Below are 26,272 nucleotides of genomic sequence, written 5' to 3'. Positions count from 1 at the left end.
TGCCTCCGCCCCTCCCCCCCCCCCCCCCCCCCCCCCCCCCCCCCCCCGGCGGCGCCGCGCCCCCCGCCGGGGGGGGGGGGCGCCCAGAGCGCCGACGCCGGCGCCACTCACCCCCACCCCCAAGCTTCGCTTGGGACCTCCCCCATCGAGGGGGAGGTAAAGCCTGCGCCGCAGTCGGCGCCAGAAGAACCGAAGCCCGAACCCGCGCCGACCATCCCGCCCGCGCCGGAACCGGTCGTCCCATCCGAGCAGGAACCGTTGCCGGAGCCCGCGCCGGTAGAAGAACCGCAGCCTGAGCCGGAGATACCCGAGCCGCCTGCACCGGAAGAAGTTCCTGCGCCAGCCGTTCCGGAGCCGGCTCCCGAGCCGCAGCCCCAAGAAGTGCCGCCGGCGCCGGCCGAGCCGGAGATCGAACCATCGCGTCCGGAACCGCAGCTGGAGCCCGCTCCCGTCGAAGTGCCGACGCCTGCCGAGACTCCAGCAGAACCGGCCGCCCCGATCGAAGTGCCGCAACCGTCCGCGCCTCCCGCAGAGCCTAACTCAGAGGTCAGCGCCGCCCCTCATCCGCCTGCCGGCACCTTCTCCCCGTATAGCCACGGGGAGAAGGACGAGGCGCCCCACCCTCCCCTCGATGGGGAGGGTCGACGCGAAGCGGCGGGGTGGGGTGACAGCGCTGACGCCAGCGCAAATCACCCCCACCCCCAAGCTTCGCTTGGGACCTCCCCCATCGAGGGGGAGGTAAAGCGCACTCCGGTCGAAGCCACACCCGCGCCGGTCGAAGTCCGGGCTGCCACGGCGGGGGTTGCGCCCATGCCTGAACCGGGTTTTCCGCCGACACCACAGCCGACACCGTCAGTCGGCAAAGTCACCGTCACCAAAAAGGTCGAGCAGAAAGCCGAGCCGCAAAAGGCGCCCGAACCGGCGCCGCGACGCTCCTGGTTCCAGCGCATGCGCGACGGGCTTGCCCGCTCCTCGAAAGAACTCACCGGCAACATCGCCGGCGTCTTCACCAAGCGCAAGCTCGACGAGGAGACGCTGCAGGATCTGGAGGACGTGCTGATCCGTGCCGATCTGGGCATGGAAACAGCCTTGCGCGTCACCGATGCCCTCGCTGCCAGCCGCTACGGCAAGGATGTCTCCGACGCGGATGTCCGCACCATCATGGCGGCCGAGGTGGAGAAGGTGCTGGCCCATGTCGCCATGCCGCTGGAGCTCGACCTGTCGCACAAGCCGCATGTCATTCTGGTGGTCGGCGTCAACGGCACCGGCAAGACCACGACCATCGGCAAGCTCGCCGCCAAACTGACCGATGGTGGCCTGTCGGTGATGCTGGCCGCCGGCGATACGTTTCGCGCTGCAGCCATCGAGCAGCTGAAGATCTGGGGCGAGAGGACGAAGTCTCCGGTCATCGCCTCGAAGATCGGCGCGGATGCCGCCGGCCTTGCCTACGACGCTTTCGAACGCGCCAAGGAGGCCGGCTCCGACGTACTGATCATCGACACCGCCGGCCGGCTGCAAAACAAGACCGAACTGATGGCGGAGCTGGAAAAGATCGTGCGCGTGCTGGGCAAGCTCGATCCGGAAGCGCCGCATACCGTGCTGCAGACGGTCGACGCCACCACCGGCCAGAATGCGCTCAATCAGGTCGAGATCTTCCGCAATGTCGCCGGCGTCAACGGCCTGGTGATGACCAAGCTGGACGGCACGGCGCGCGGCGGTATTCTGGTCGCGATCGCGGCAAAGCACAAACTGCCGGTCTACTTCATCGGCGTCGGCGAACAGGTCGACGACCTCGAACCATTCTCGGCCGGCGAATTCGCCAGGGCGATCGCCGGCGTAGCGTAACAGGCAATGATCCCGAAGAGCTGACGGCTTTTTGGACAAGATCATGCGTCAGAAGGAAGTCATGAACCCACCCATCCTCGAACGCGACCCGTCCGACCCGCGAAAGAAGAAAGAAAGCGTCAATCCGCTGCTCAAGCTGGTGCTGGAACTCGGGCCGCTGATGGTGTTCTTCTTCGCCAATGCACGCGGCGCCTGGCTGGTGCAGAAATTTCCTGTCCTGGCCGAATTCGGCGGGCCGATCTTCGTCGCCACCGGCCTTTTCATGGCGGCGACGGCGATCGCGCTGATCGCCTCCTGGCTGCTGCTGCGCACCTTGCCGATCATGCCGATGGTCTCGGGCGTCGTCGTCTTCATCTTCGGCGCGCTGACGCTCTATCTGCAGGACGACGTGTTCATCAAGATGAAGCCGACCATCGTCAACACCCTGTTCGGCGGCGTGCTGCTCGGCGGTCTGTATTTCGGCCGATCGCTGCTCGGCTATGTCTTCGATTCGGCCTTTCGCCTCGATGCCGAAGGCTGGCGCAAGCTGACTTTCCGCTGGGGCCTGTTCTTCCTGTTCCTGGCTCTTGCCAATGAAGTGGTGTGGCGGAATTTTTCCACCGACTTCTGGGTTACCTTCAAGGTCTGGGGCATCATGCCGATCACCCTGTTGTTCACCTTCAGCCAGATGCCGCTGATCCTGCACCATTCGATCGAGGATAAGGCCGAGAAGGTGGAAGAAGCCGGCAAGTAGAGCAATTCCAGGAAAAGTGTGAAGCCGTCCGGAATTGCGTCAGAATAAACGGAGACGGCCATGGAATTCGTCACCACGCGCGATGAACTGAGGACGATCTACAAGACCCCGCGGCCGACCGACACCTCGATGCGCAAGGAACTCCGGGCGCTCGACGGCCACTGCCGCTCTTTCATCGGCAAGAGCCCTTTCGTGCTGATCGGTTCTTCCGACGGCGCCGGCAATGCCGACGTGACGCCGAAAGGCGACAGACCGGGCTTTGCCCTTGTCCTCGACGACAGGACCATCGCCATTCCCGACCGGCCCGGCAACAACCGGCTGGACACGCTGGAAAACATCCTGCTCAACCCTTCGGTCGGGCTGCTTTTTCTCATCCCCGGCATGAACGAGACGCTGCGCATCAATGGCGACGCCCGCATAACCGTCGATGCCGGTTTGCGCGAGCGCCTCACCGTCGACGGCAAGCAACCGCAAAGCGTCGTCGTGGTGAGCGTCAAGGCCGCTTACATGCACTGCGCCAAGGCCTTCATGCGCTCCGAATTGTGGAAGCCGGACAGCTGGCATGACCGCGCGACGTTGCCGACGCTCGGTCAGATCCTGTCCGATCAGATGGCGCATGCCGAAACTGCCGACGATTTCGACCGCTCGCTGGACGAAGCCTACAGCAAGACCCTGTGGTAGATTTCGGGTACGATTCGCCATTGCGGTCCTTTGCCGGTTTTCCCTAGCCCTGTTTCCCCGTGATCGAACTCCTCGCCATCTCCGGCAGCCTGCGCGCCGCCTCGACCAATTCGGCGCTGCTGGCGGCGCTGTCCGCGAACGCGCCTTCGGATTGCCGCGTAACTGTCTATGACGGGCTCGGCCTGCTGCCGATCTTCAACCCGGATGACGAAGGCGAGCGCACACCGGCCGAGGCCATGCGGCTGATCGAGGCCGTCACCAGCGCCGATGGCATCATCGTCTCCTGCCCCGAATATGCCCATGGCGTGCCCGGCGGCATGAAAAACGCTCTCGACTGGCTGGTCTCGCGCGACGCCGCAGTCGGCAAGCCCGCCATGCTGGCCCACGCCTCCGCGCGCTCGCTCTATGCCCGCGCCGGGCTGGCCGAGATCATGCGCACCATGTCGTTCGCGCTTTGTGAGAATGCGGTTCTGGAGATTGCCTTGCTCGGCAAGAAACCGCCGGAGATAGAAGCGATCCTGGGAGAGGACGAGAACCTGCGGGCCATGCGCGAAGCGGTGCAGGTTTTCGCGAGTTTTATACGCGCAAACGTTGCCTCGTCATCCTAGGGCGGAGCAAGGAGCGAAGCGACGCGGCGCAGACCCTAGGATGACGAACGAAAGGGTGCGGCGCACCCCAACGTGCCGCTGTGCTACCCCTTCCGCAACGTCTCGACATCGGTCACACCGACATACCAGTCGCGCGCGTTGACCTCTTCGAACACCACCCAGACGTCGTCATTGCTAAGCCCGGTGGCGTCCATGATCGCCGCCGTGACCTTTTTGGCAATGTCGGCCTTCTTGCCAGCGGGATCAGCGGCGATCACTTCCTTGACGATGCGGATGTTGACGAATGGCATGACGTCCTCCCCTTGAATTGTGTCTGATACCGCCGCCGCTGGGCGGCTTCGAAATCCGCTCCGGCGAACCGCTTGTCGGTCGTTCCGGCGGCCGCCGCGCAACAGGCGCCGCGGACATGCGCAGAAACGCCATCAAGGGCCGCCAGAGAAGCGTTTCCAGCAGCCTCAATACGTCTTCGCCCCGTTCACCATCAGCCGCACCATGTAGAGCGACGTGGTGCCGGCGATGTAGAGGCAGTTCAGCTTGTTGCCGCCGAACACGCAATTGGCGGTCACTTCCGGCACCTTGACCTTGCCGATCAGCGTGCCGTCGGGATCGTAGCAATGGATGCCGTCGGCGGCACTGGTCCAGATGCGGCCGGCCTCGTCGAGCCGGAAGCCGTCGAATAGGCCGGCCGTGCAGTCAGCGAACACCTTCCCGCCCGAGACCTTCTTGCCGTGCTTGCCGACGTTGAAGACCCGCATATGCGCGGGGTTCTGCGCGCCATGGGTGCGGCCGGTGTCGACGACATAGAGCTGGCTTTCATCCAGTGAAAAGGCAAGCCCGTTCGGCCGGACCATGTCGGTGATGACGGCCTCGACCTCGCCCGTATCCGGATCGACCCGGTAGACATTGCAAGCGCCGATCTCGCTTTCGGCCTTGTCGCCCTCATAGTCGGTGTCGATGCCGTAGCTCGGATCGGTGAACCAGATCGAGCCGTCGGATTTCACGACCGCGTCATTGGGCGAATTCAGCCGCTTGCCTTTCCATTCGGCCGCGATGGTGGTGACGGAACCGTCATGCTCGGTGCGGCTGACGCGGCGGCCGGAATGCTCGCACGTCACCAGTCGGCCCTGGCGGTCGACGGTGTTGCCGTTGGAATTGCCGGAGGGCTGACGGAAGACGCTGACATTGCCGTCGGTCTCGTCATAGCGCAGCATGCGGTTGTTGGGGATGTCGGACCAGACGACATAGCGGCCGGCGGCGAACCAGGCCGGCCCTTCCGCCCACTGACATCCGGTAAACAGCTTTTCCACCTGGGCGTTGCCGTTGAACAGCCGCGCGAAACGCGGATCCAGAATTTCGTAATAGTCTGCGGTCGCCATGCATTTCCTCCGGGCATCACGTGACGCGCGGATCAAGCCAGCCTGCGGGCGCGATGGCAAGGTGGCGCAGGCGCAATTTGTAAGACAAAAGGTGCCCGGCCGGCATGGCCCGCCAGCCTGTCCGGCCGTTTATGGTGCTGTAGCGCTGTATTAACCCGCTATGCGCCCTGTGCAATGGTGCATTGCAACATCTTCTTTTTGCATCGCACCATTCCTATGTCATGGTGCGAACGACCAAGGGAGGAACAAATTCACCGCTGATATGCGGCACGAAAGGACCCTTGCTATGGCTTTTGACAACCTCTTCTCCCGCGCGCGCTCCTCGATGGCCAAGCGCCGCCACTACAACCGCCTCGTCGCGGAAATCGAAAACCTGACGAGCCGCGATCTGGCCGACCTGCGCGCCGACCGCTCGGAAATGCTCTACCAGGTCCACAGGCAGATCTACGGCTGAGCATTTCAGACGTCAGCGGGGCACCGCCCCCTCACCCGGATTGCCAAACCGAATTGCATGAGCAATTCGGGCAATTCAACCTCTCCCCCCGGGGAGAGGAGCTAGCCTGTGCCGATGCTTCCCTCTTCTCCCCCACGGGGAGGAGGGGGCCGCGTAGCGGCCCGATGAGGGGGCATGGCGCCAACGTCAGCCCGGTGCCGCGAGCGCCTTTTCAATCTGCGGCAACAGAACATCCCTCGCCGACTCCCCTGTCAGCGGCCCGACATGCTTGTAGGCAATCTTGCCGTCCTTGCCGATGACGAAGGTTTCCGGCACGCCGTAGACGCCCCAGTCGATGGCCGTGCGGCCGGCCTCGTCGACACCTATCGCCTGGAACGGATTGCCGAGATCACCAAGGAACCGGCGCGCGTTTTGCGCTTGGTCCTTGTAGTTTAGCGCGGCCATGACGAAGCGCTTGTCCTGCGACAGCTGCAAGAGCACCGGATGCTCTTCCCGGCACGGCGCGCACCACGATGCAAAGACGTTGACCAGCGTTACCTTGCCGGCGAAGGCTTTCGAATCCAGCCCGGGCAGGTTTGACCCTTCCAGCGCCGGCAGGTTGGTCTGCGGGGCCGGCAGGCCGATCAGCGCCGACGGCACTGCCGCCTCATCGCGTCCCGACAAAAGCTGCGACAGGAACAATCCGGCGAGGCCGAGAAAAACCAGCAGCGGCAACAGCACGATCAGGCGGCGGCGCGGCGACGCCGGCGTTTCGCTTTCCGTGCTCATGGCTTGCTGGCCCCAGTGCTGGCCCCAGTGCTGGCCCCAGTACCGGCTTTGTCCGAGCGACGCCGCACGCCGGCCGCTTCGAGGTCTGCCAGTTCGCGCTTGCGGGTCCGCTGATCGAGCAGGATCCAGCCGATCAGCCCGGCCAGCACGATCACCGTGATGCCATAGGCGGCCGCGACATAGAGTGCGTGTGCACTCATGCGCTTCGCTCCCCTTCCACCGTCACTTCGTCGTGCTCGATCATGGCCTTCCCATAGCTTTGCGGCTTTCTTAGCTTTGCGGCTGGGGCTTCGCAATTGATCGTCGCGCCGCAGCGGTCATATCAATCCGTTCCATGCCGCAGCGCCAGTGCTGCCGCCACCGGACCCAGCACGGCAAGAAACAGCGTCAGCGCGGCAAGAATGAGGAAGGGCTGCAGGAACGGATCAGGATCGGCCACCGCGCCGTAGCTCGCCGACACCCCGAAGATCAGCACCGGGATCGTCAGCGGCAGCACCAGCACCGAGATCAGCAGCCCGCCACGCGGCAGCGCCACCGCCACCGCCGCCCCGACCGCGCCGATGAAAGTGATCGCCGGCGTGCCGACCAGCAGCGTGAGCGCGGTGGCGCCGATGCTGAGCGGCTCCATGTTCATGAACAGGCTCAGCAGAGGTGCCGCAACCACCAGCGGCAGAACGCTGCCCGCCCAATGCGCCAGGCACTTCACCAGCACCGTCAACGCCAGCATGTGGCGGTCATTGCCCAGCACCAGAAGATCGAGCGACCCGTCTTCGCGATCGGCCTGAAACAGCCGGTCGAGGCCGAGCAGGCAGGCGAGCAGAGCGCCGATCCAAAGGATCGCCGGACCGATGCGGGCGAGCAGCTTCAGGTCCGGTCCGACACCGAAGGGGATGGTGGCGATGACGGCGAGGAAGAAGATGACGCCGGTGAGCGCTCCGCCGCCGGCGCGGACGGAGAGGCGGATGTCGCGCAGGAAGAGGGCTAGCATTGCCAAGCCGCGCCTGCGGTTTGATCGCCATCTTGCCGAAGGTGGCGTTCCTTCACACCCCCCTCTGTCCTCCCGGACATCTCCCCCGCAAGGGGGGAGATTGGCAGCTCCACTGCTGACGCCTCTTTTTCAATGCCGGTGATTGGCGAAAGCCGGCATGACATCTGATCTCCCCCCCTGCGGGGGAGATGCCCGGCAGGGCAGAGGGGGGTGGGCGGGAATGCCGACATCACCCTGTTGCTCCCATCCTCAATTCCTTCGCCCCATCCAATCCGAGCGGCAAATGCGTCGCCGCGACAATGATTCCACCTTCTGCGCAATGCCTCGTCATCAGCCCCGCAAACCGCGCCTCCGAAGCCTTGTCCAGCCCGGCCGTCGGCTCATCCAGCAGCCACAGCGGCTTATGACTGACCAGCAATTTCGCAATTGCCGCGCGCCGCCTTTGCCCGGTCGACAGATAGCCGAAAGGCAGATGGCCGATGCCGCCGAGACCAACCGTCTCCAGCGCCTCTTCGACACCCGACTGCCCATCGCCGTTGAAATCGCGCCAGAAGCGCAGATCCTCCGCCACGCTGAGCGCCGTCTTCATTGCATTGAGGTGGCCGAGATAGTGGACCGCCGAAGCGATCGTCGGAAACCTCTCGCCGCCCTCGATGCGCACATCGCCTTGCGCCTTCGGCAGCAGCCCGGCGATGACCCTGAGCAGCGTCGATTTGCCCGAGCCGTTCGGCCCGGTGACGACCAGCACCTGGCCCTTGTCGAGCGCAAAACCGATGCCGGAAAAGACCGTCTCGCCGCCGCGTTCGCCGCCCAGATTTTCGGCAATCAGCCGCATGCCTGCCCGTCCCGAAAACTTTACCGCGCGATAGCTGCCGCATGGCACAAATTTGCTCCGCAACTGTCTAGAACTATTCCAGAAAATTCTCTATATGCGGGACATCCGTGCCAGCGGTCGGCACGGGAACAGAATTTGCGCCGAACCAGCGCACGCGCCGCCTTGAACGGCTCGGGTTGGCTGGGAACGGACAGCGGAAATGGCCGTACCCGCACCTTTGCGCGTGATTGCATGCCCATCGGCGTCCGTTCCCTTTCAGGCTGAACAGACAAGGACGGACCGCACGTGTCAAAATCCCTCGACAGTTTCAATTGCCGCCGCACCCTCACCGTGGGTGGCGCGGACTATGTCTATTACAATCTGGTCGAGGCCGAGAGGAACGGCCTCACCGGCATTGCCCAGCTGCCTTATTCGATGAAGGTGCTGCTGGAAAACCTTTTGCGCAATGAAGACGGCCGCTCCGTCACCAAGGACTCTATCCAGGCTGTTGCCGGCTGGCTGACCGACAAGGGCACCGCCGGCGTCGAGATCGCCTATCGCCCCGCGCGTGTCCTGATGCAGGATTTCACCGGCGTCCCGGCGGTGGTCGACTTGGCCGCCATGCGCGACGGCCTCAAGGCGCTCGGCGGCGATCCGCAGAAGATCAATCCGCTGGTGCCGGTCGACCTCGTCATCGACCACTCCGTCATCGTCGACGAATTCGGCACGCCACTGGCCTTTGCCAGGAATGTCGAGCTCGAATATGAGCGCAACGAAGAGCGCTATAAATTCCTGAAATGGGGCCAGCAGGCGTTCCGCAATTTTCGCGTCGTGCCGCCCGGCACCGGCATCTGCCATCAGGTCAACCTCGAATATCTCGGTCAGGTCGTCTGGACCAACACGGAAGACGGCGAAACGACCGCCTATCCCGACACCTGCGTCGGCACCGATTCGCACACCACTATGATCAACGGCCTTGGCGTCCTCGGCTGGGGCGTCGGCGGTATCGAGGCCGAGGCGGCGATGCTCGGCCAGCCGGTTTCCATGCTGTTGCCCGAAGTCATCGGCTTCCGCCTTACCGGCAAGCTCAGGGAGGGCATCACCGCCACCGACCTCGTACTGACCGTCACCCAGATGCTGCGCAAGAAGGGCGTCGTCGGCAAGTTCGTCGAGTTCTTCGGCCCGGGCCTGTCCAACATGACGCTGGCCGACCGCGCCACCATCGGCAACATGGCGCCCGAATATGGCGCCACCTGCGGCTTCTTCCCGGTCGACGGCGAGACCATCCGCTACCTCACAATGTCGGGCCGCGAGGAAAGCCGCATCGCCCTGGTCGAGGCCTATTCCAAGGCGCAAGGCATGTGGCGTGACGCCGGCTCGGCCGACCCTGTCTTCACTGACCTGCTCGAACTCGAGCTCGACAGCGTCGTGCCGTCGATGGCAGGTCCCAAGCGCCCCGAAGGCCGCGTTCCGCTCGAAGGCATTCCGGCCGGCTTCGCCAAGGCGATGGAGACCGAGTACAAGAAGGCTGCCGAAATCCACAAGCGCTATGCCGTCGAAGGCACCGACCATGATCTCGGCCATGGCGATGTCGTCATTGCCGCCATCACGTCCTGCACCAACACCTCCAACCCGAGCGTGCTGATCGGCGCCGGCCTCTTGGCGCGCAACGCCAACCGGCTCGGCCTCAAGCAGAAGCCGTGGGTGAAGACCTCGCTGGCGCCGGGCAGCCAGGTGGTCGCCGAATATCTGGAAAAGTCCGGCCTGCAGAAGGAGCTCGACCAGATCGGCTTCAACCTGGTTGGTTTCGGCTGCACCACCTGCATCGGCAATTCCGGCCCGCTGCCGGCGCCGATCTCCAAGACCATCAATGATAAGGGCCTGATCGCCGCCGCAGTGCTCTCCGGCAACCGCAACTTCGAAGGCCGTGTTTCACCTGACGTGCAGGCGAACTATCTGGCGTCGCCGCCGCTGGTGGTAGCCCATGCTTTGGCCGGCACCGTCACCAAGGACCTGACCACCGAGCCACTCGGCGAAGGCCGCGACGGCAAGCCGGTCTATCTCAGGGATATCTGGCCGAGTTCGGCCGAGATCCAGGAGTTCATCGAGAAGAACGTCACACGTGAGCTATTCGCCCGCAAATATGCCGACGTCTTCAAGGGCGACGAATACTGGCAGAACGTCAAGGCGCCGGAAGGCCAGACCTATGCCTGGGACGACAACTCGACCTATGTGCAGAACCCGCCCTATTTCGCCGGCATGACCTCCGGTTTCGGCAAGATCGGCGACATCAAGGGCGCGCGCGTGCTCGGCCTGTTCGGCGACAAGATCACCACCGATCACATCTCACCGGCGGGTTCGATCAAGGCCGCTTCCCCGGCCGGCAAATACCTCACCGACCATGGCGTCGGCGTTGCCGACTTCAACCAGTACGGCACAAGGCGCGGCAACCATGAGGTGATGATGCGCGGCACCTTCGCCAACATCCGCATCCGCAACCACATGCTGGGCGAGAACGGCCGCGAGGGCGGCTACACCATCCACTACCCGTCGAAGGAAGAGGAATCGATCTACGACGCGGCGATGAGGTACAAAAAGGAAGGCGTGCCGCTGGTCATCTTCGCCGGCGTCGAATACGGCAACGGCTCCTCCCGCGACTGGGCAGCTAAAGGAACGAATCTCCTCGGTGTCCGTGCCGTCATCGCCCAGTCCTTCGAGCGCATCCATCGCTCCAACCTGGTCGGCATGGGCGTCATCCCCTTCGTCTTCGAGGAAGGCACCTCATGGGCCTCGCTCAACCTCAAGGGTGACGAGCTGGTCGAGATCGACGGCATAAGCACCATCAAGCCACGCCAGACGATGATCGCCAAGGTGACCTATGGCGACGGCACCGTGAAGAACGTGCCGATCATCTGCCGCATCGATACGCTGGACGAACTCGACTACTTCAAGAATGGCGGCATTTTGCAATACGTGCTGCGCGATCTGGCCGCGTAGCGGCCAGGGCTTAGGCAGTAGGGATTGGGCGGTAGCGGGGAACGACATCCCCTACTCCCTACTCCCTACTCCCTACTCCCTACTCCCTACTCCCTACTCCCTACTCCCTACTCCCTACTCCCTACTCCCTACTCCCTACTCCCTACTCCCTACCTCACCACCCTCACCACCGTCCGGTCCGACACCAGCGGCAACAGCCGCGCCATTGTCCGCGCTGTCACCGCCACGCAGCCTTGCGTCGGTGTGAAGCCTGGGCGCGCCAGATGGAAGAAGATGGCGCTGCCGCGGCCGCGCCGGCGCGGCGCCATGTTCCAGTCCAGCACAAGGCAGGCGTCATAGAGACGGTCGTCGCGCCGCATTCGCTCATGGCTGGCGCCATAGGGGATTTTCACCGGCCGGTTGTAGTTGCGGTCGTCCGGCACCTCGCACCAGCCGAGATCGGCGCCGATCGGCGCCATCGCCAGCCGGGTTTTGCGGCCGGCCGCGAAATGATCGCCCCGAAAATATCCTGACAAAATCCGCATCTCGCCAAGCGGCGTCGCACCGTCGCCTTCGCGCTTGTTGGCTGAGATGCCGCCGCGTCCGAGCGCGCAGGCAAACACCTTGCTGCCGGCCTGCAATATCCCCTGGCTGGGGTTGCCCGGCCTCGCCCGAACCACCAGCACACGCAGCCCTTTCGGCAAAATTGCGCCGGCTGCATTGCGATCGCGTTTTTTCTTGTATGATCGTGTCACGGAACAAATCACTGTGATCGGACTGTTGCGCCGGTCAGCTTCCGCATAAATGGGGGGCGGTCAACTGAAAATTCTTTTCAAAACAATGGATTGATCCATGACATCACGTACCATTCTGATCGTTGACGACGATGACGACCTGCGCGGAACCCTCGTCGAGCAACTGGCCCTTTACGAAGAATTCGACGTCTTGCAGGAAGCGACCGCCGCCAAAGGCGTCGCCGCGGCGCGCGGCGGGCTCATCGACCTGCTCATCATGGACGTCGGGCTGCCCGACATGGATGGCCGCGAGGCGGTGAAGATCCTGCGCAAGGGCGGCTACAAGGCGCCGATCATCATGCTGACCGGCCACGATACCGATTCCGACACGATTCTGGGCCTCGAGGCCGGCGCCAACGACTATGTCACCAAGCCGTTCCGCTTCGCCGTGCTGCTCGCCCGCATCCGCGCACAACTGCGCCAGCACGAGCAGAGCGAGGACGCCACCTTTTCGGTCGGCCCCTACACGTTCAAGCCCAGCCAGAAGCTTCTGATCGACGCGCGCGGCGGCAAGGTGCGGCTGACCGAGAAGGAAGCCTCGATCATCAAATTTCTATATCGAGCCGACCAGAAGGTGGTGACGCGCGACGTCCTGCTTGAGGAAGTGTGGGGCTACAATTCCGGCGTCACCACGCACACGCTCGAAACTCACGTCTACCGGCTGCGCCAGAAGATCGAGCGCGATCCTTCCAATGCTGAAATTCTTGTGACAGAAAGCGGCGGCTACAAGCTGGTTCCTTAAACTTTTCATTGTTCAATAGGCGGTCGGGGCGGGACTGTTTCGGGGAGGATCCGGCTGGGGGAGCCTGGATCGGCCCGCTTCGCAGATTGAAGTGTTAGAGCGTCCTTTGCGCCTCCAATTGGACACGCGGCGCTCTAAGGGAGGGATTGGACTGACCGTTCGGGGACGCAGCTAGAGATGGCGCTGGATGACGACATCCGCATCCTGTCCGCCGTGAAGCTCTTTGAGGGTTTCACGCAGGAACAGCTGCGCCTGCTCGCCTTCGGCGCCGAAGCCACCCATCTGCAGGCCGACCGCAAGCTGTACCGCGAGGATGACGAAGCCGACTCAGCCTATATCGTGGTCAGTGGCCGCATCGTGCTCTACCGCGAGCATGACGGCGACCGCATCCCGATCGGCACCGCCGGCCCCGGCACGATCCTCAGCGAACTGGCGCTGATCGCCGACTCAAGACGGCTGACCAGCGCCTCGGCCGAGACCGATTCGGAAGTGATAAGGTTGAGCCGCAAGATGTTTCGCCGCATCCTGGAGGAATATCCCGAGGTGGCGGTGAAACTGCACCAGCGCATCCTCGATGATTTCCAGGCCATGATCGCCCGCATCGAGAAGCTGGCGCCAAGGTTTGGCGGGTAGGTCCCCGCGACCGCGCTCACGCTTGGGTGTGTCGAGATTCAGGTCAGGCCGAGTCGAAAATGGCTGATACCGAGAACCGGAGCGTATTCAAAGTACGCACCGGACGCGCAGGTATCGGCCATTTGCAGGCCGGCCTCACCTGAATATCGGCACGCCTAATCCAGGTCGAACCGCGCAATCACCGGCACATGGTCCGAGGGCCGCTCCCAGCCACGCGCCTCTCGCAGGATCTCATAGCCGGCAAAGCTCGGCACCAGGTTCGGTGACGACCAGACATGGTCGAGCCGGCGGCCGCGGTTCGAGGCTTCCCAGTCGCGCGCGCGATAGCTCCACCAGGTGTAGAGCTTCTGCTCTGGCGGCACGTCGAGCCGCATCAGGTCGACCCAGTCGCCGGCGATCCGCATCGCGTCGAAATTTTGCGTCTCGACCGGCGTGTGGCTGACGACGTTGAGCAATTGCTTGTGCGACCAGACATCGTGCTCCTGCGGAGCGATGTTGAGGTCGCCGACCAGGATCGAGGCCGACACCTCGTCATGCGCGGCGCGGATGGCGTTCATCTCGGCAACGAAATCGAGCTTGTGGCGGAACTTGCGGTTGATCTCCGGATCGGGCTCGTCGCCGCCGGCCGGCACGTAGAAATTGTGGACCAGGATTGCCTTGCCGCCGGCCTGCACCTTGACCGACAGATGCCGGCTGTCATCGATCTCGCAGAAGCGCCGTTTCTCGACAATCTCGATCGGCCGCCGCGCCACCGTCGCAACGCCGTGATAGCCCTTCTGGCCATGGAATGCGATGTGCTCGTAGCCGGCCTTGCGGAACGCCTTTTCCGGAAACAGCTCGTCGGGAACCTTCGTCTCCTGCAGGCAAAGCACATCGGGCGCCTGCTCCGTCAGCAGCCGCTCGACGATCGGCATGCGCAGGCGCACGGAGTTGATGTTCCAGGTGGCGATGGAGAAGGGCATGCGGCGGTCCGAACAAGGTCGCCGATCTACTGCCAGCCGAGCGCCACAAACACAAGCCAGCCTTTGCGGGCGGCGGCCCTGATTCAGGTCAGGCCGAGTCGAAAATGGTGGTCTCCGAGAACCGGAGCGGAGCGTACTTAAACCACGTGAGCACCGGAAGCGCAGGAGATCGCCATTGGCAGGCCGGCCTCACCGCATCTAGCGCTGGTTGGTGTTCAGCTCGCGGTTCGCCGCATAGTCGATGGCAAAGGTGTCCGCAGGGAAGCTGACGCCTTCCTTGGTGTTGTAGATCATCACCGTGGTGTCCTTGCCCTGCGCGTCGGTGATGGTCCACTGGCGCAGATCATAGGATTTCGGATCGAACATCATGGTGATCTTCGAATTGCCGAACACCGACTTGTCGGCAAGCTGGATGGTGGTGAGGTCGCTCTCTTCCTTGATCGATTTCACGCGGCCCCCCGAGAGGTCGATCTTGGTGTCGAGCAACAGCTTCAGCGGCGTCTTCGACAACGGATAGAGATCGGACGTTTTCAGCCGCTTGTTGAGGATGACCACCGACTTGCCGTCGGAAATCACCCGGAAATTCGACTTGCCGTCATAGTTGAAGCGAATCTTGCCTGGCCGCTCAAGGAAGAACTTGCCGCCGGTCTGCTGGTTGTTGGGGCCGAACTGGACGAACTCGCCGCTCATCGATTTGACCGAGGAGAAATGGTCGGCGATCTTTTGCGCCGTCGGCGGCACTGCCGCCTGCGCCGAGGCCAAGAGCTGGAACCCCGGCACGACGTTGATGGCCGCGGCGCCGGCAAGCATCAGGCCAAGGCCGAGCAACTGGCGACGGTTTGGAGCGAAATCGCTGATCGCGGAAAGATCGTTTTTCATGCCGGTCACTCTCGTGTGGTGTGTGTCTCGTTGCAGTCCGTGGACCCCCAGTTAGACTTAAGTTTGGCGGACCGGACAGCGCTCAGTCGCTGTAACGCGCCAAAAGGTTCAAGGTTGCCGCCGGGCCGTATGGGCTGATCAGAACTTGTCGTCCTCGGTCGGCACCAGGATTTCGCGTTTGCCGGCATGGTTGGCCGGGCCGACAATGCCTTCCTTCTCCATCTTCTCGATGATCGAGGCGGCGCGGTTGTAGCCGATGCCGAGCCGGCGCTGGATATAGCTGGTCGACGCCTTGCCGTCGCGCAGCACGACCGAGACCGCCTGGTCGTAGGGATCGTCGGAATCCTCGAAATTGCTGTTGCCGCCACCGCCAGCGCCGCCCTTGCCGGACGGCTCGTCATCGTCCTCGCCGTCATCCTCGGTGATGGCGTCGAGATATTCGGGCACGCCCTGAAGCTTCAGATGGGCGACGATCTTCTCGACCTCGTCGTCGGCGACGAACGGGCCGTGCACGCGCTGGATGCGGCCGCCGCCGGCCATGTACAGCATGTCGCCCATGCCGAGCAGCTGCTCGGCGCCCTGCTCGCCCAGGATGGTGCGGCTGTCGATCTTCGACGTCACCTGGAAGGAGATACGGGTCGGGAAATTGGCCTTGATGGTGCCGGTGATGACGTCGACCGACGGACGCTGCGTCGCCATGATGACATGGATGCCGGCCGCGCGCGCCATCTGTGCCAGGCGCTGCACCGCGCCTTCGATGTCCTTGCCGGCGACCATCATCAAATCGGCCATCTCGTCGATGATGACGACGATGTAGGGCATCGGCTCGAGATCGAGGTTCTCGGTCTCGTAGATCGCCTCGCCGGTCTGGCGGTCGAAGCCGGTCTGCACGGTGCGCGAGATTTTTTCGCCCTTCTTTTCAGCCAACTGCACGCGCGCGTTGAAGCCGTCGATGTTGCGCACGCCGACCTTGGACATCTTGCGGTAGCGGTCCTCCATCTCGCGCACCGTCCATTTCAACGCCACCACGGCCTTCTTCGGGTCGGTGACCACCGGCGTCAGAAGGTGCGGGATGCCGTCATAGACGGAAAGTTCGAGCATCTTCGGGTCGATCATGATCAGCCGGCAGTCCTGCGGCGTCAGCTTGTAGAGCAGCGACAGGATCATGGTGTTGATGGCGACGGACTTGCCGGAGCCGGTGGTGCCTGCGACCAGCACATGCGGCATCTTGGCGATGTCGACGATCACCGCCTCGCCATTGATGGTCTTGCCCAGCGCCAGCGCCAGCTTGGACTTGGTCGTCTCGAAATCGCGGCTGGCCAGGATCTCCCGGAGATAGACGGTCTCGCGCTTGGCATTCGGCAATTCGATGCCGATGGCGTTGCGGCCGGACACCACGGCGACGCGGCAGGCAATCGCGCTCATCGAGCGGGCGATGTCGTCGGACAGGCCGATGACGCGCGACGATTTGATGCCGGGCGCCGGTTCCAGTTCATAGAGCGTGACGACGGGGCCGGGCCGCACCGCGATAATCTCGCCCTTGACGCCGAAATCCTCCAGAACGCCTTCGAGCAGGCGCGCATTCTGCTCCAGCGCGTCCTTGGACAGGCTGGCGTCGCGCACCACGTTCTTCGGCTCCGACAGGAAATGCAGCGACGGCATTTCGAATGTTTCCGAGCCGATCAGCGAGGTCTGCGCCTCGCGCTGGACGCGCGCGCCGGGAGCGGGACGCGGCGCAGGTGCGGCGACGCGGGTCGCCGCATCTGACCGGAAGTTCTGCACCTTGGCGTTCGGCGCGGCACGGCGCTGGACCGGCTCGTCGTCGAGTTCGACCTCCTCGTCGCCATTGTCGAAACCGGCATCGAGGACGTCGTCATCGTCCGGATCGACGGAAACGCTGCGGTCATTGACCATGGCGGCGAAGAATTCCGGCTCGACGCGGGCGCGGCCATCCGGGCTCATCCGCGCTTCGGCGAATTCCGCCGATTCGACCCGTTCGGCGGCGCGGCGCCATGCGGTGGAGCGCTGCTCCATCTCCGGCTCGAACTCGTCGCGCTCCTGCTGGCGGCGCACAGCCCGGCGATGCATCCAGGCGCGGAAAGACAGCCACCAGTGGGTAACGGCGCCGAGCGCCAGTATCCCCTCGTCGCCCTCGTCTTCGTCGAAGAGCAGGTCGTCCTCTCGGGGATCGGGCTCCGCGGTGCGCTCCATGACGGCAAAGCCGTTCTTGCGCGCAATCAGCGCCGAGCCATAGGCAAACAGCCACAGCGCCGGCGCAATGAGCACCATGGCAATGATGCTGGCAACGATACCGGTCGGGTAGCCGCCAATGACCACGCCCGGAATATTGAGCACCATGTCGCCGAACACACCGCCGAGGCCGGTCGGCAACGGCCACGTCTTGGGCGGCACCACGCAGCCGGCCATCGCCGCCGCGAGCAGCGCGAAGCCGAACCACGCAAGGCCGCGCTTCGGCAGCCTGTCGACGCCGCGCGCCGAAAACAGGAGAAAGCCCCAGATCACCGCCGGCACCAGGGCGGCGACCGCGGCAAGGCCGAAGAACTGCATGGCGAGGTCGGAGAATACCGCGCCCGCATAACCCATGGCGTTGGTGACGATGTTGGCGGTGGCGTGCGAGAAGCTGGGATCGGCGACGTTCCAGGTCGCCAGCGCCGCGACGCCAAAGGCGACCAGCGCAAACAGGCCGGCGCCGACCAGCCGCCCGACCTGGCGCCGCGCGAATGCCTGGATGCCGTGCCCCGTATCGGTCAGCGCGAGCGGTGCTGAAGCCCCTGAACGCATGCTTCGTTCCCCGTCTGTCATGGACTGGCCGGGCGCATGACGCACTCCGGCAGATTCGGATGTCAGACTATCGGGGGGAAGGTTAAGGCCGCATTAACTATACGCACCCAGAGCCACGATCTTGCTCACTCCACTGTAGGCAGTCTCAACAGTTCGGAACCAATCCGGTCGACGTCTCCCCGCCGGCGGCCATCACTAGAACGTGATTGCGCAGGGACCGAGGCCTGCCAGCACGGTTGCCAAAAAGAGACGCCCGGAATGACCCGGGCCTCAAAGCGTGAACTCCTTTCGGGAGCGTCACGACAGGATGGGAGAATGCGGGGCGGCCGAGGCCGCCCCGCAAGGCTTACGAGTGGTAGGCCGCTTCGCCATGCGAAGTCAGGTCGAGGCCTTCGCGCTCGGCGTCGGCTGTCGGACGCAGACCGATGATCAAGTCGACGACCTTGTAGAGGATTGCGCTGCCGATGCCCGACCACAGCAGGGTTACCAGGACGCCTTTGCCCTGCGCCAGCAGCTGCGTGGCCGTGCCGGCATAGCCGGCGGCGAAGTCGGCCGTCGAATAGTCGACGATGCCGGCGCCGCCGAGGGCGGGATTGACCAGAATGCCAGTGCCTAGCGCACCGATGATGCCACCGACGCAGTGGACGCCGAAGACATCGAGGCTGTCATCATAGTCGAACGTGTTCTTCACCACCGAGACGAAGAAGTAGCAGACGAAGGTGGCAACGATGCCAAGCACGATAGCGCCCATCGGGCCGGCAAAACCTGCAGCCGGCGTAATCGCGACGAGGCCGGTGACCGCGCCCGAAACAGCGCCGAGCATGGAGGCTTTGCCGCGCAGCAGCGATTCAAGCACGATCCAGGCCACTGCCGCCGCCGCCGTGGCGACGAAGGTGTTGATCATCGCCAGCACCGCATAGGCGTTCGCTTCGAGGTTCGAACCGGCGTTGAAGCCGAACCAGCCGACCCACAGCAATGAAGCGCCGACCATGGTCAGCGTCATCGAGTGCGGCGCCATGATGTCCTTCTTGTAGCCGATGCGCTTGCCGATCATCAGCGCGCCGACGAGACCGGCAATGCCCGCATTGATGTGAACGACCGTGCCGCCGGCGAAGTCGATGGCGCCGAAGCTGAAGATCAGGCCGGACGGGTCGGCATAGGCGCTCGGGCCGCCCCAGAACCAGACCATGTGCGCGATCGGGAAGTAGATTAACGTCACCCATAGGATAACGAAAAGGATCAAGGCGGAGAATTTGACGCGTTCGGCGAATGCGCCGACGATCAGGGCGGGCGTGATGCAGGCGAAGGTCATCTGGAAGACGACGAACACCAGTTCAGGAATGGCGACGCCCTTGCTGAAGGTTTCCGAAAGCGTCGATACGTTGACGCCGGAGAGAAACATCTTCGAAAGGCCGCCGACGAAGGCGTTGCCCGGGGTGAAGGCGAGGCTGTAGCCGTAGAAGACCCAGATGATCATGACCACGCTGGTGATGGTGAAGACCTGCATTAGCACCGACAGCATGTTCTTGGTACGAACCAGGCCGCCGTAGAAAAGCGCAAGGCCGGGAATGGTCATCAACAGCACCAGCACGGTGGAAATCATCATCCACGTGGTGTCGCCCTTGTCGACGGTAAAAGCCGGCGCTGCTGGCGCTGCCGCCGCGACGGCGGGAGCCGCCTCCTGCGCGAAGGCAGCAACCGTGCCCAATGCTCCGAGCGCTAAGGAGCCCAGCAGCGCGGAGCGCGCCACTGACTTCAAGGTGGAAGGTATATTCATTGAACTCTCCATTGGAATACGTGTTCGCCGCTCAAAGTGCGTCGGTGTCTGTTTCGCCGGTACGGATGCGCACCGCCTGATCGATGCCGAAGACGAAGATCTTGCCGTCGCCGATCTGGCCGGTCTTGGCCGCCGCCGTGATGGCTTCGACGGCCTTGTCGACCAGGTCTGTGCTAACCGCGACTTCGATCTTGATCTTCGGCAGGAAACTGACCGCGTATTCCGCCCCGCGATAGATTTCCGTGTGTCCCTTCTGACGCCCGTAGCCTTTGACTTCGGTGACGGTCAGGCCCTGGATGCCGACGGCGGTGAGCGCTTCGCGCACCTCGTCGAGCTTGAACGGCTTGATGATTGCCATCACGATTTTCATAAGGTTTCACCCTTTGCTGTTGCGGTCCCCCGCGTTTGCACACCTTCACCGATCCCAAAAAGCCCGGAGAGTGCCCAACGGGATTCAAGCTCCGTGCCAGTTGCCGAAGCAGGGTGTTAACTCATTGTAAACAAACGGATCGCTCGAGTCCCGGCGCCACGGTGCGCACTGTCAACGGACAGTCACTGATTAAAAAGTAGGCAATTTTTCGAAAATGCCTATTCCGCAGGCGGCCGCTTCAGCCGGATCAGGCCTTCCTGGGCAACCGAGGCGATCAGCGTGCCGTCGCGGGCAAACAGCGAGCCGCGGGTGAAGCCGCGCGACCCCTGCGTCGACGGGCTGTCCTGCGTGTACAGGATCCAGTCATCGAGCGGATGGCTGCGATGGAACCACATCGCATGGTCGAGGCTCGCCGCCTGGATGTCGCGGTCGAAAATGGCGCGGCCGTGCGCAAAGGTCGAGGTGTCGAGCAGCGTCATGTCGGAGAGGTAGGCAAGCACCGCCGCCTGGATGCCGCGGTCGGCCGGCACCGGGCCGGTGGTGCGGATCCAGATGTTCTGCTGCGGCTCCAGCTTTTCGCGGCTGGTGTAATGCTTCAGCATCACCGGCTTCATCTCGATCGGCCGGTCACGCTCCCAGTAGCGCTTGATGCCGTCCGGCACCGCCTCGCCGAACTTGCCCAGCAATTCGCGCTGCGACAACAGGCTGTCGGGCGGCGGCACGTCGCGCGGCATCGGCAGCTGATGCTCAAGGCCAACCTCGTCCTGCTGGAACGAGGCTTCCAGCGAAAAGATCGCCTGGCCGTGCTGGATCGCCACCACGCGCCGCGTGGTGAAGGAGCCGCCATCGCGGATGCGGTCGACCTCGTAGACGATCGGCACCTTGGTGTCGCCGGGCCGCATGAAATAGCCGTGCAGCGAATGCACGTGGCGCTCGGGCTCGACGGTGCGCTGCGCGGCGACCAGCGCCTGGGCGATGGTCTGGCCGCCGAAAACGCGCTGCCAGTCGAGCTTGGGGCTGCGACCACGGTACAGATTGTGTTCAAGCTGCTCGAGGTCGAGAATGCTGAGAAGCTCGTCCATGGCCGCCGTCATGCTTCGTGACCTCGCCGTAAGATGCTATGGCGGTTTCCGACAGGAATGGCGGGCAGTCAAGGCCGGAATGCCCCAGTGGGCGGGGATGGTCGAGACTTCGAAAGGAATTGACATGGCGAACCGCAACCCGGACGCAAAAACCCCGCTCGACGTGCTGGTCGCTGGCGCCGGCTATGTCGGCCTCGCCGCCGCCGTGTCGCTGAAACAGGCGCGGCCGGGCCTCGCCGTGGCGGTCGTTGATGCTGCCCCCGCCGGCGTCTGGCAGAAGGACCGCCGCGCCTCGGCGATCGCCGCCGCCGCCTGCCGCATGCTCGACCAGCTCGGCGTCTGGCAGGAAATCGTCGGGCAATCGCAGGCGATCACCGAGATGATCGTCACCGATTCGCGCACCGCCGATCCGGTGCGTCCGGTGTTTCTCACCTTCGATGGCGAGGTCGCGCCGGGCGAACCGTTCGCCCACATGGTCGCCAACAAGGACCTGAACAGCGCCTTGCGCCGCCGCGCGCAAAAGCTCGGCATCGACATCATCGAAGGTGTCGCGGTCGCATCGTTCGACGGCAATGGCGCCGGCATCACCGTGCATCTGGCCGACGGCGCGGCGATTGAGGCGCGGCTGCTGGTCGCCGCCGACGGCGTCAATTCCAAATTGCGCGACATGGCCGGCATCAAGACGGTGAAATGGGAATATGGCCAGTCCGGCATCGTCTGCACGGTGGCGCATGAGCGCCCGCACAATGGCCGCGCCGAAGAGCATTTTCTGCCGGCCGGCCCGTTTGCAACGCTGCCGCTCAAGCCGACCGAGGACGGCACCAACCGTTCGTCGCTGGTCTGGGTCGAACGTTCCGAGGATGCCGAAAAGCTGGTCTCGGGCGACGACCTCGTCTTCGAGCAGGAGCTTGAATTGCGCTTCGGCCTGAAGCTCGGCGAAATCCGCGTCACCGACAAGCCGCGCGCCTGGCCGCTCGGCCTGACCATCGCGCGCGCCTTTGTCGCCCCGCGCATCGCGCTTGCCGGCGACGCCGCGCACGGCATCCACCCGATCGCCGGCCAGGGCCTCAATCTCGGCTTCAAGGATGTGGCGGCCCTTGCTGAAGTGGTGGTCGAGGCCGATCGCTTGGGACAGGATATCGGCGCGCTCGACGTGCTCGAGCGCTACCAGCAATGGCGCCGCTTCGACACGGTGCAGATGGGCGTCACCACAGATGTGCTGAACCGGCTGTTTTCCAACGACATCGGCGCGCTGCGCCAGCTCCGCGACATAGGCCTCGGCCTTGTCGAACGGATGCCCAGGCTGAAGGAGTTCTTCATCCGCCAGGCGTCGGGGTTGTCCAACGGCACACCACGGCTGCTCAAGGGTGAGGCGATTTAGGCCGGGAATGAGTGCCGCTTTGTCTTAGACGCGGCTCGGCTCCTGACATCAGCCACGCAATGTTGGCGCGGTGGCGCACGATCACGTAGATGCCGCCGGCGATGACCAGCAACCGGTAGGGCAATGGTTGTTCCATGCCGAGGGCGATCGCGGTGAGCGCCGCCAGCATCGAACTCAGGGACACAATTCGGGAAACTGCCAACACCACGGCAAATGCCGTCGCCGCGCCTAGACCCACAGGCCAGGACATCGCCAACAAAACACCCAACCCCGTCGCAGCCGATTTGCCGCCGGTGAAATTCAGCCAGATCGAACGGCTATGCCCAAGCAAAACAGCGAGTCCGGCCAGGCATACAACCCAAGGAGCCCAAACGGGCATATCAGATATTGCCGACGGCGGCGTTGCGGAAGACCAGAAACAAAACCAACGGGCAAAGATGACCGCTGCCGCCCCTTTCAGCACGTCCACCAGAAGCACCACCAATGCTGGCCATTTCCCGAGTGTGCGCAATACATTTGTCGCACCGGTGGACTTGGAGCCGTGCTCCCGGATATTCGATGCCCTTAAGCAGTTTCCCCGCCAGATAGCCGGCAGGCGTAGAGCCGATAAGGTAAGCGGCAGCCGATCCTACCACGCTCGCTATCCAGAATGACATGCGCCCGGGCTGTTTCTCAGTTGACCTCAAACCCCAGCTTCTGCCGCAGTCGCAGCATGCGTTGGTCGGCGACCTTGAAACTCTGCTCGCCGCTCTTGGCAACACGATCCAGCATCTGCAGCAGATCTTCGCGCTCATGCGGATCGAGGCGCTCGCGCAGGAAGGGCGCCAGCTTGTCGATGACGATCGTCGTGTCGTCGATCTGCGCTGCGGCCCATTTGGCGTAGACGACGGCTTCATCGGTCTTCTTCTGGTTGTCCGCAATCTGCGAGATCACCTCGCGGATGACCGTTTCGCGCTTCGGCAGGATCGGGCCGTGCTCCGCTGCCAGTGCGGTGATCAGCGTTGCCGCCGCCACCACCGGATCGTCGATCGCCGTCAGCGGCGACAGCGCCGCCTGCTTGCGCAGCTTCTTGCGCCTTATGTTGCCCTGGACGCGGCCGACGACGTCGGCGACCTCGCGCGCGGCTTCGTTCATGGCCTTCATGCGATACCACCAGAACGCCCCGGCTCCCAGCACGCCGAGAATAGCAATCAGGAAAGGCATGTCGAATTCCCCCGAAAATTGCGGCGACGATAGGAGAACTCCGGCGGTGCTTCAACACGCAAGAATTGTATCTGATGAGAAAACAGAGCTGGCCCCCTAATCATCCAGACGCCGAGATCGGACGTCCTGGGTTCAGATCGCTCGTCACAGGCATCTGATGGTGCAACCGCTTAGCGATAACGCCGACTTCGCATCGAGCGCTGTGCCCATCATGACGATCCGTTCGGCCACTGCAACGCGGCTGTCGGCGCGGTGACGCCAACCTGGGACGATCCGATGTTCCACCCGTTTCTCTACGGGTCGGGGCAAGAGGCGGAATACCGCGCCGGCTTCTACGGCCTTGCCGGCTGGCACAAGGAAGGCCATATGCTGCGCGCGCTGTTCGAGGGCGTGATGTTCGAGCATAGGCGCCACATCGAAGTCTTGAAAAAAGCCGGCGTCGGCTTCGACAGAGCCGTGCTATCCGGCGGCGGCTCGCGCAGCGAACACTGGCCGCAGATCTTCGCCGACGGGCTTGGCGTGCCGATCACCGTCCCCGAAGCGCGCGAGACCGGCGCGCTTGGCGCGGCAATCGGCGCCGGGGTCGCGGCCGGCCTGTTCGCCGACTACGAGGCCGGCGTTGACGCCATGACCCGGTCAAGCGCCGCCTACCGTCCGAACCCGGCCATGCAGGACCATTACAACAGGCGTTATCGCGCCTATTGCGGCCTTGCCGATACGCTGCGATCGTTCTGGGCCGAACAGGCGGCAGAACCGAGTAGAACACCGCCGAGTAAACCACCGCAATGACCCAACGGCTCGATGGCGACTACGACTACATCATCGTCGGCGCAGGCACGGCGGGCTGCGTGCTGGCCAATCGGCTGAGCGAAAACCCGGCGACGCGCGTGCTGCTGCTCGAGGCCGGCGGCAGCGACAATTATCACTGGGTGCATATCCCGGTCGGCTATCTCTATTGCATCGGCAATCCGCGCACCGACTGGATGATGAAGACTGCCCCCGAAGCCGGCCTGAACGGCCGCTCGCTGGTCTATCCCCGCGGCAAGGTGCTGGGCGGCTGCACCTCGGTCAACGGCATGATCTACATGCGCGGCCAGGCGGCGGACTACGATGGCTGGCGGCAGATGGGCAATGTCGGCTGGGGCTGGGACGATGTGCTGCCCTACTTCCTCAAATCCGAGGACCATCATGGTGGCAAGACCGAGCTGCATGGCTCCCGCGGCGAATGGAAAGTGGCGCGGCAACGCCTGTCGTGGCCGATCCTGAACACCGTGCAGGAGGCGGCCAAGGAATTCGGCATCATGCCGCGCGAGGATTTTAACGACGGCGACAATGAGGGGTCCGGCTTCTTCGAAGTCAACCAGAGCAAGGGCGTGCGCTGGAACACAGCCAAGGCATTCTTGCGCCCGGCGCTGCGACGGCCGAACCTCAGGCTGGTCGTCAACGCGCATGTCGAGACGGTGTTGTTCGAGGGCAAGCGTGCTATCGGCGTTTGTTATCGCGTCGGCGGCCAAACCATCGAGGCAAAGGCCAGGAGCGAGGTGCTGCTGACCGCCGGCTCGATCAACACGCCGAAACTGCTGGAGCTTTCCGGGGTCGGCGAGCCGGATCGCCTCGCCGCGCTCGGCATCGATGTGGTTCACGCCAGCCCCGATGTCGGCGAGAACCTTCAGGACCATCTGCAGATCCGCACTGTCTACAAAGTGTCGTCGGCGCTGACGCTCAACACGCTAGCCAACAGCCTGAGCGGCAAGGCGAAGATCGCGCTGCAATATGCCTTTGGCCGCTCGGGACCGATGTCGATGGCGCCGAGCCAGTTCGGCATGTTCTCGAAATCCGATCCGTCGATGGCGACGCCGGACCTGGAGTACCACGTCCAGCCCTTGTCTACCGACCGGCTGGGCGACCCGCTGCACCCGTTCCCGGCAATCACCATGTCGGTCTGCAATCTGCGGCCCGAGAGCGTCGGCTCGGTGCACGCTACGACGCGCGAGCTGGCCGTGCAGCCGGAGATCCGGCTGAACTACCTCTCTACGGCGCGCGACCGCGAGATCGCGCTGCGTTCGGTGCGCCAGGCGCGCAGCATCATGACCGCCAAGGCTCTTGCCGGCTTCCATCCGGAAGAAATCCTGCCTGGTCTCGCCCACCAGTCGGACGAGGACCTGCTGCACCAGATCGGCTCGATCGCCACGACCATCTTCCACCCGGTCGGCACCTGCCGGATGGGCATCGATGACCGCGCCGTCGTCAGCCCGGACCTGCGCGTGACCGGTATCGAGGGGCTGCGGATCATCGACGCGTCGATCATGCCGCGCATCGTCTCCGGCAACACCGCCTCGCCAGTGGTGATGATCGCCGAGAAGGCGGCGGATATGATCCGCCGGCCTGCATGACGTCGCCGCCG

24 protein-coding genes and 2 pseudogenes are annotated in these 26,272 nt (G+C 63.9%); 11 read left to right on the top strand and 15 right to left on the bottom strand.

Features of this window, described 5'->3' with window-relative positions:
• The first annotated feature begins 381 nt into the window (after nucleotides 1-381).
• From ftsY to NKH38_RS26755, 4 genes are all read left to right on the top strand, one after another.
• Entirely contained in the window at nucleotides 382-1,845 is a 1,464-nt protein-coding gene (gene ftsY / locus NKH38_RS26770; RefSeq protein ID WP_502905797.1) for a signal recognition particle-docking protein FtsY, read from the top strand.
• A gap of 61 nt (nucleotides 1,846-1,906) precedes the next feature.
• Nucleotides 1,907-2,578, top strand: coding sequence for a septation protein A (locus NKH38_RS26765; protein ID WP_023687683.1), 672 nt, complete (start codon nucleotides 1,907-1,909; stop codon nucleotides 2,576-2,578).
• Between the two features lie 60 nt (nucleotides 2,579-2,638).
• On the top strand, nucleotides 2,639-3,259 hold the full coding sequence (locus tag NKH38_RS26760; protein ID WP_023683854.1) for a pyridoxamine 5'-phosphate oxidase family protein: 621 nt from the start codon (nucleotides 2,639-2,641) through the stop codon (nucleotides 3,257-3,259).
• A 59-nt stretch (nucleotides 3,260-3,318) separates the two neighbouring features.
• On the top strand, nucleotides 3,319-3,867 hold the full coding sequence (locus NKH38_RS26755) for an NADPH-dependent FMN reductase (RefSeq protein WP_352741047.1): 549 nt from the start codon (nucleotides 3,319-3,321) through the stop codon (nucleotides 3,865-3,867).
• Nucleotides 3,868-3,950: 83 nt separating this feature from the next.
• Here NKH38_RS26755 and NKH38_RS26750 read toward each other — a convergent pair whose 3' ends face one another.
• Together NKH38_RS26750 and NKH38_RS26745 are read right to left on the bottom strand one after the other, a co-directional pair.
• Nucleotides 3,951-4,157 carry a tautomerase family protein gene (locus NKH38_RS26750; RefSeq protein WP_023683852.1) on the bottom strand — a complete coding sequence of 69 codons (207 nt, stop codon included), beginning with the start codon at nucleotides 4,155-4,157 and terminating at the stop codon, nucleotides 3,951-3,953.
• A 165-nt stretch (nucleotides 4,158-4,322) separates the two neighbouring features.
• A complete protein-coding gene (locus NKH38_RS26745) occupies nucleotides 4,323-5,243 on the bottom strand; it encodes an SMP-30/gluconolactonase/LRE family protein (protein WP_023671738.1) in 921 nt (306 codons plus the stop codon).
• Nucleotides 5,244-5,529: 286 nt separating this feature from the next.
• On the opposite strand from NKH38_RS26745, the gene NKH38_RS26740 reads away from it, so the two are divergent.
• Entirely contained in the window at nucleotides 5,530-5,697 is a 168-nt protein-coding gene (locus tag NKH38_RS26740) for a hypothetical protein (RefSeq protein WP_023687680.1), read from the top strand.
• A gap of 186 nt (nucleotides 5,698-5,883) precedes the next feature.
• Here NKH38_RS26740 and NKH38_RS26735 read toward each other — a convergent pair whose 3' ends face one another.
• The 4 genes from NKH38_RS26735 to ccmA form a co-directional block, all read right to left on the bottom strand.
• Nucleotides 5,884-6,465 carry a DsbE family thiol:disulfide interchange protein gene (locus NKH38_RS26735; protein ID WP_023687679.1) on the bottom strand — a complete coding sequence of 194 codons (582 nt, stop codon included), beginning with the start codon at nucleotides 6,463-6,465 and terminating at the stop codon, nucleotides 5,884-5,886.
• Nucleotides 6,462-6,665, bottom strand: a complete 204-nt coding sequence (gene ccmD, locus NKH38_RS26730) for a heme exporter protein CcmD (protein WP_023683849.1) — start codon at nucleotides 6,663-6,665, stop codon at nucleotides 6,462-6,464. Before ccmD ends, NKH38_RS26735 begins: the two co-directional genes overlap by 4 nt.
• A gap of 122 nt (nucleotides 6,666-6,787) precedes the next feature.
• Nucleotides 6,788-7,453, bottom strand: coding sequence for a heme exporter protein CcmB (gene ccmB, locus NKH38_RS26725; RefSeq protein ID WP_023687678.1), 666 nt, complete (start codon nucleotides 7,451-7,453; stop codon nucleotides 6,788-6,790).
• Between the two features lie 229 nt (nucleotides 7,454-7,682).
• Nucleotides 7,683-8,288 (bottom strand): heme ABC exporter ATP-binding protein CcmA, encoded by a 606-nt coding sequence (gene ccmA, locus NKH38_RS26720; protein WP_352764162.1) that lies wholly within the window; start codon nucleotides 8,286-8,288, stop codon nucleotides 7,683-7,685.
• Between the two features lie 285 nt (nucleotides 8,289-8,573).
• Between ccmA and acnA the strand changes: the two genes are divergently transcribed.
• On the top strand, nucleotides 8,574-11,264 hold the full coding sequence (acnA, locus tag NKH38_RS26715) for an aconitate hydratase AcnA (protein ID WP_023715753.1): 2,691 nt from the start codon (nucleotides 8,574-8,576) through the stop codon (nucleotides 11,262-11,264).
• A 149-nt stretch (nucleotides 11,265-11,413) separates the two neighbouring features.
• Here acnA and NKH38_RS26710 read toward each other — a convergent pair whose 3' ends face one another.
• Nucleotides 11,414-11,950 (bottom strand): L,D-transpeptidase family protein, encoded by a 537-nt coding sequence (locus NKH38_RS26710; RefSeq protein WP_196813612.1) that lies wholly within the window; start codon nucleotides 11,948-11,950, stop codon nucleotides 11,414-11,416.
• Between the two features lie 145 nt (nucleotides 11,951-12,095).
• On the opposite strand from NKH38_RS26710, the gene NKH38_RS26705 reads away from it, so the two are divergent.
• Nucleotides 12,096-12,779 (top strand): response regulator transcription factor, encoded by a 684-nt coding sequence (locus NKH38_RS26705; protein ID WP_352764269.1) that lies wholly within the window; start codon nucleotides 12,096-12,098, stop codon nucleotides 12,777-12,779.
• A 177-nt stretch (nucleotides 12,780-12,956) separates the two neighbouring features.
• A complete protein-coding gene (locus tag NKH38_RS26700; protein ID WP_023670494.1) occupies nucleotides 12,957-13,412 on the top strand; it encodes a cyclic nucleotide-binding domain-containing protein in 456 nt (151 codons plus the stop codon).
• A gap of 155 nt (nucleotides 13,413-13,567) precedes the next feature.
• Here the strand turns inward: NKH38_RS26700 and xth are convergent, their stop codons facing one another.
• The 6 genes from xth to tesB all read right to left on the bottom strand — a co-directional run bounded on the left by xth (nucleotide 13,568) and on the right by tesB (nucleotide 21,296).
• Nucleotides 13,568-14,374, bottom strand: a complete 807-nt coding sequence (xth, locus tag NKH38_RS26695) for an exodeoxyribonuclease III (protein WP_023670495.1) — start codon at nucleotides 14,372-14,374, stop codon at nucleotides 13,568-13,570.
• Nucleotides 14,375-14,572: 198 nt separating this feature from the next.
• The gene (locus NKH38_RS26690; RefSeq protein ID WP_023670496.1) at nucleotides 14,573-15,253 is read right to left on the bottom strand and encodes an outer-membrane lipoprotein carrier protein LolA; all 681 of its coding nucleotides are present in this window, start codon (nucleotides 15,251-15,253) and stop codon (nucleotides 14,573-14,575) included.
• Between the two features lie 138 nt (nucleotides 15,254-15,391).
• Nucleotides 15,392-18,055: a DNA translocase FtsK gene (locus tag NKH38_RS26685; protein ID WP_352764256.1), complete on the bottom strand. Its 2,664-nt coding sequence runs from the start codon at nucleotides 18,053-18,055 to the stop codon at nucleotides 15,392-15,394.
• A gap of 346 nt (nucleotides 18,056-18,401) precedes the next feature.
• Entirely contained in the window at nucleotides 18,402-19,850 is a 1,449-nt protein-coding gene (locus tag NKH38_RS26680; RefSeq protein WP_373420142.1) for an ammonium transporter, read from the bottom strand.
• Nucleotides 19,851-19,863: 13 nt separating this feature from the next.
• Nucleotides 19,864-20,202 (bottom strand): P-II family nitrogen regulator, encoded by a 339-nt coding sequence (locus NKH38_RS26675; protein WP_023670499.1) that lies wholly within the window; start codon nucleotides 20,200-20,202, stop codon nucleotides 19,864-19,866.
• Nucleotides 20,203-20,420: 218 nt separating this feature from the next.
• Complete coding sequence (gene tesB, locus NKH38_RS26670) at nucleotides 20,421-21,296, bottom strand: acyl-CoA thioesterase II (protein WP_023687727.1); 876 nt, start codon at nucleotides 21,294-21,296, stop codon at nucleotides 20,421-20,423.
• 112 nt (nucleotides 21,297-21,408) lie between these two features.
• Between tesB and NKH38_RS26665 the strand changes: the two genes are divergently transcribed.
• The gene (locus NKH38_RS26665) at nucleotides 21,409-22,665 is read left to right on the top strand and encodes a ubiquinone biosynthesis hydroxylase (protein ID WP_352764235.1); all 1,257 of its coding nucleotides are present in this window, start codon (nucleotides 21,409-21,411) and stop codon (nucleotides 22,663-22,665) included.
• Here NKH38_RS26665 and plsY read toward each other — a convergent pair.
• Both plsY and NKH38_RS26655 read right to left on the bottom strand, forming a co-directional pair.
• Nucleotides 22,646-23,321: pseudogene (gene plsY, locus NKH38_RS26660) on the bottom strand (glycerol-3-phosphate 1-O-acyltransferase PlsY). The gene NKH38_RS26665 and the pseudogene plsY overlap by 20 nt on opposite strands.
• A gap of 16 nt (nucleotides 23,322-23,337) precedes the next feature.
• Entirely contained in the window at nucleotides 23,338-23,868 is a 531-nt protein-coding gene (locus NKH38_RS26655) for a hypothetical protein (RefSeq protein ID WP_023670503.1), read from the bottom strand.
• A gap of 207 nt (nucleotides 23,869-24,075) precedes the next feature.
• On the opposite strand from NKH38_RS26655, the pseudogene NKH38_RS26650 reads away from it, so the two are divergent.
• Both NKH38_RS26650 and NKH38_RS26645 read left to right on the top strand, forming a co-directional pair.
• Nucleotides 24,076-24,657, top strand: a pseudogene (locus NKH38_RS26650) (FGGY-family carbohydrate kinase); the annotation flags it as partial.
• Nucleotides 24,654-26,261 (top strand): GMC family oxidoreductase, encoded by a 1,608-nt coding sequence (locus tag NKH38_RS26645; RefSeq protein WP_023742127.1) that lies wholly within the window; start codon nucleotides 24,654-24,656, stop codon nucleotides 26,259-26,261. The pseudogene NKH38_RS26650 and the gene NKH38_RS26645, both read left to right, overlap by 4 nt.
• Nucleotides 26,262-26,272 lie beyond the last annotated feature (11 nt).

The organism is Mesorhizobium sp. M1078 (assembly GCF_040318615.1).
In the GTDB taxonomy this organism is placed as follows: Bacteria; Pseudomonadota; Alphaproteobacteria; order Rhizobiales; family Rhizobiaceae; genus Mesorhizobium.
The sequence above is the reverse complement of the archived record's forward strand: the minus strand, read 5'-3'. Positions and strand labels throughout refer to the sequence as shown.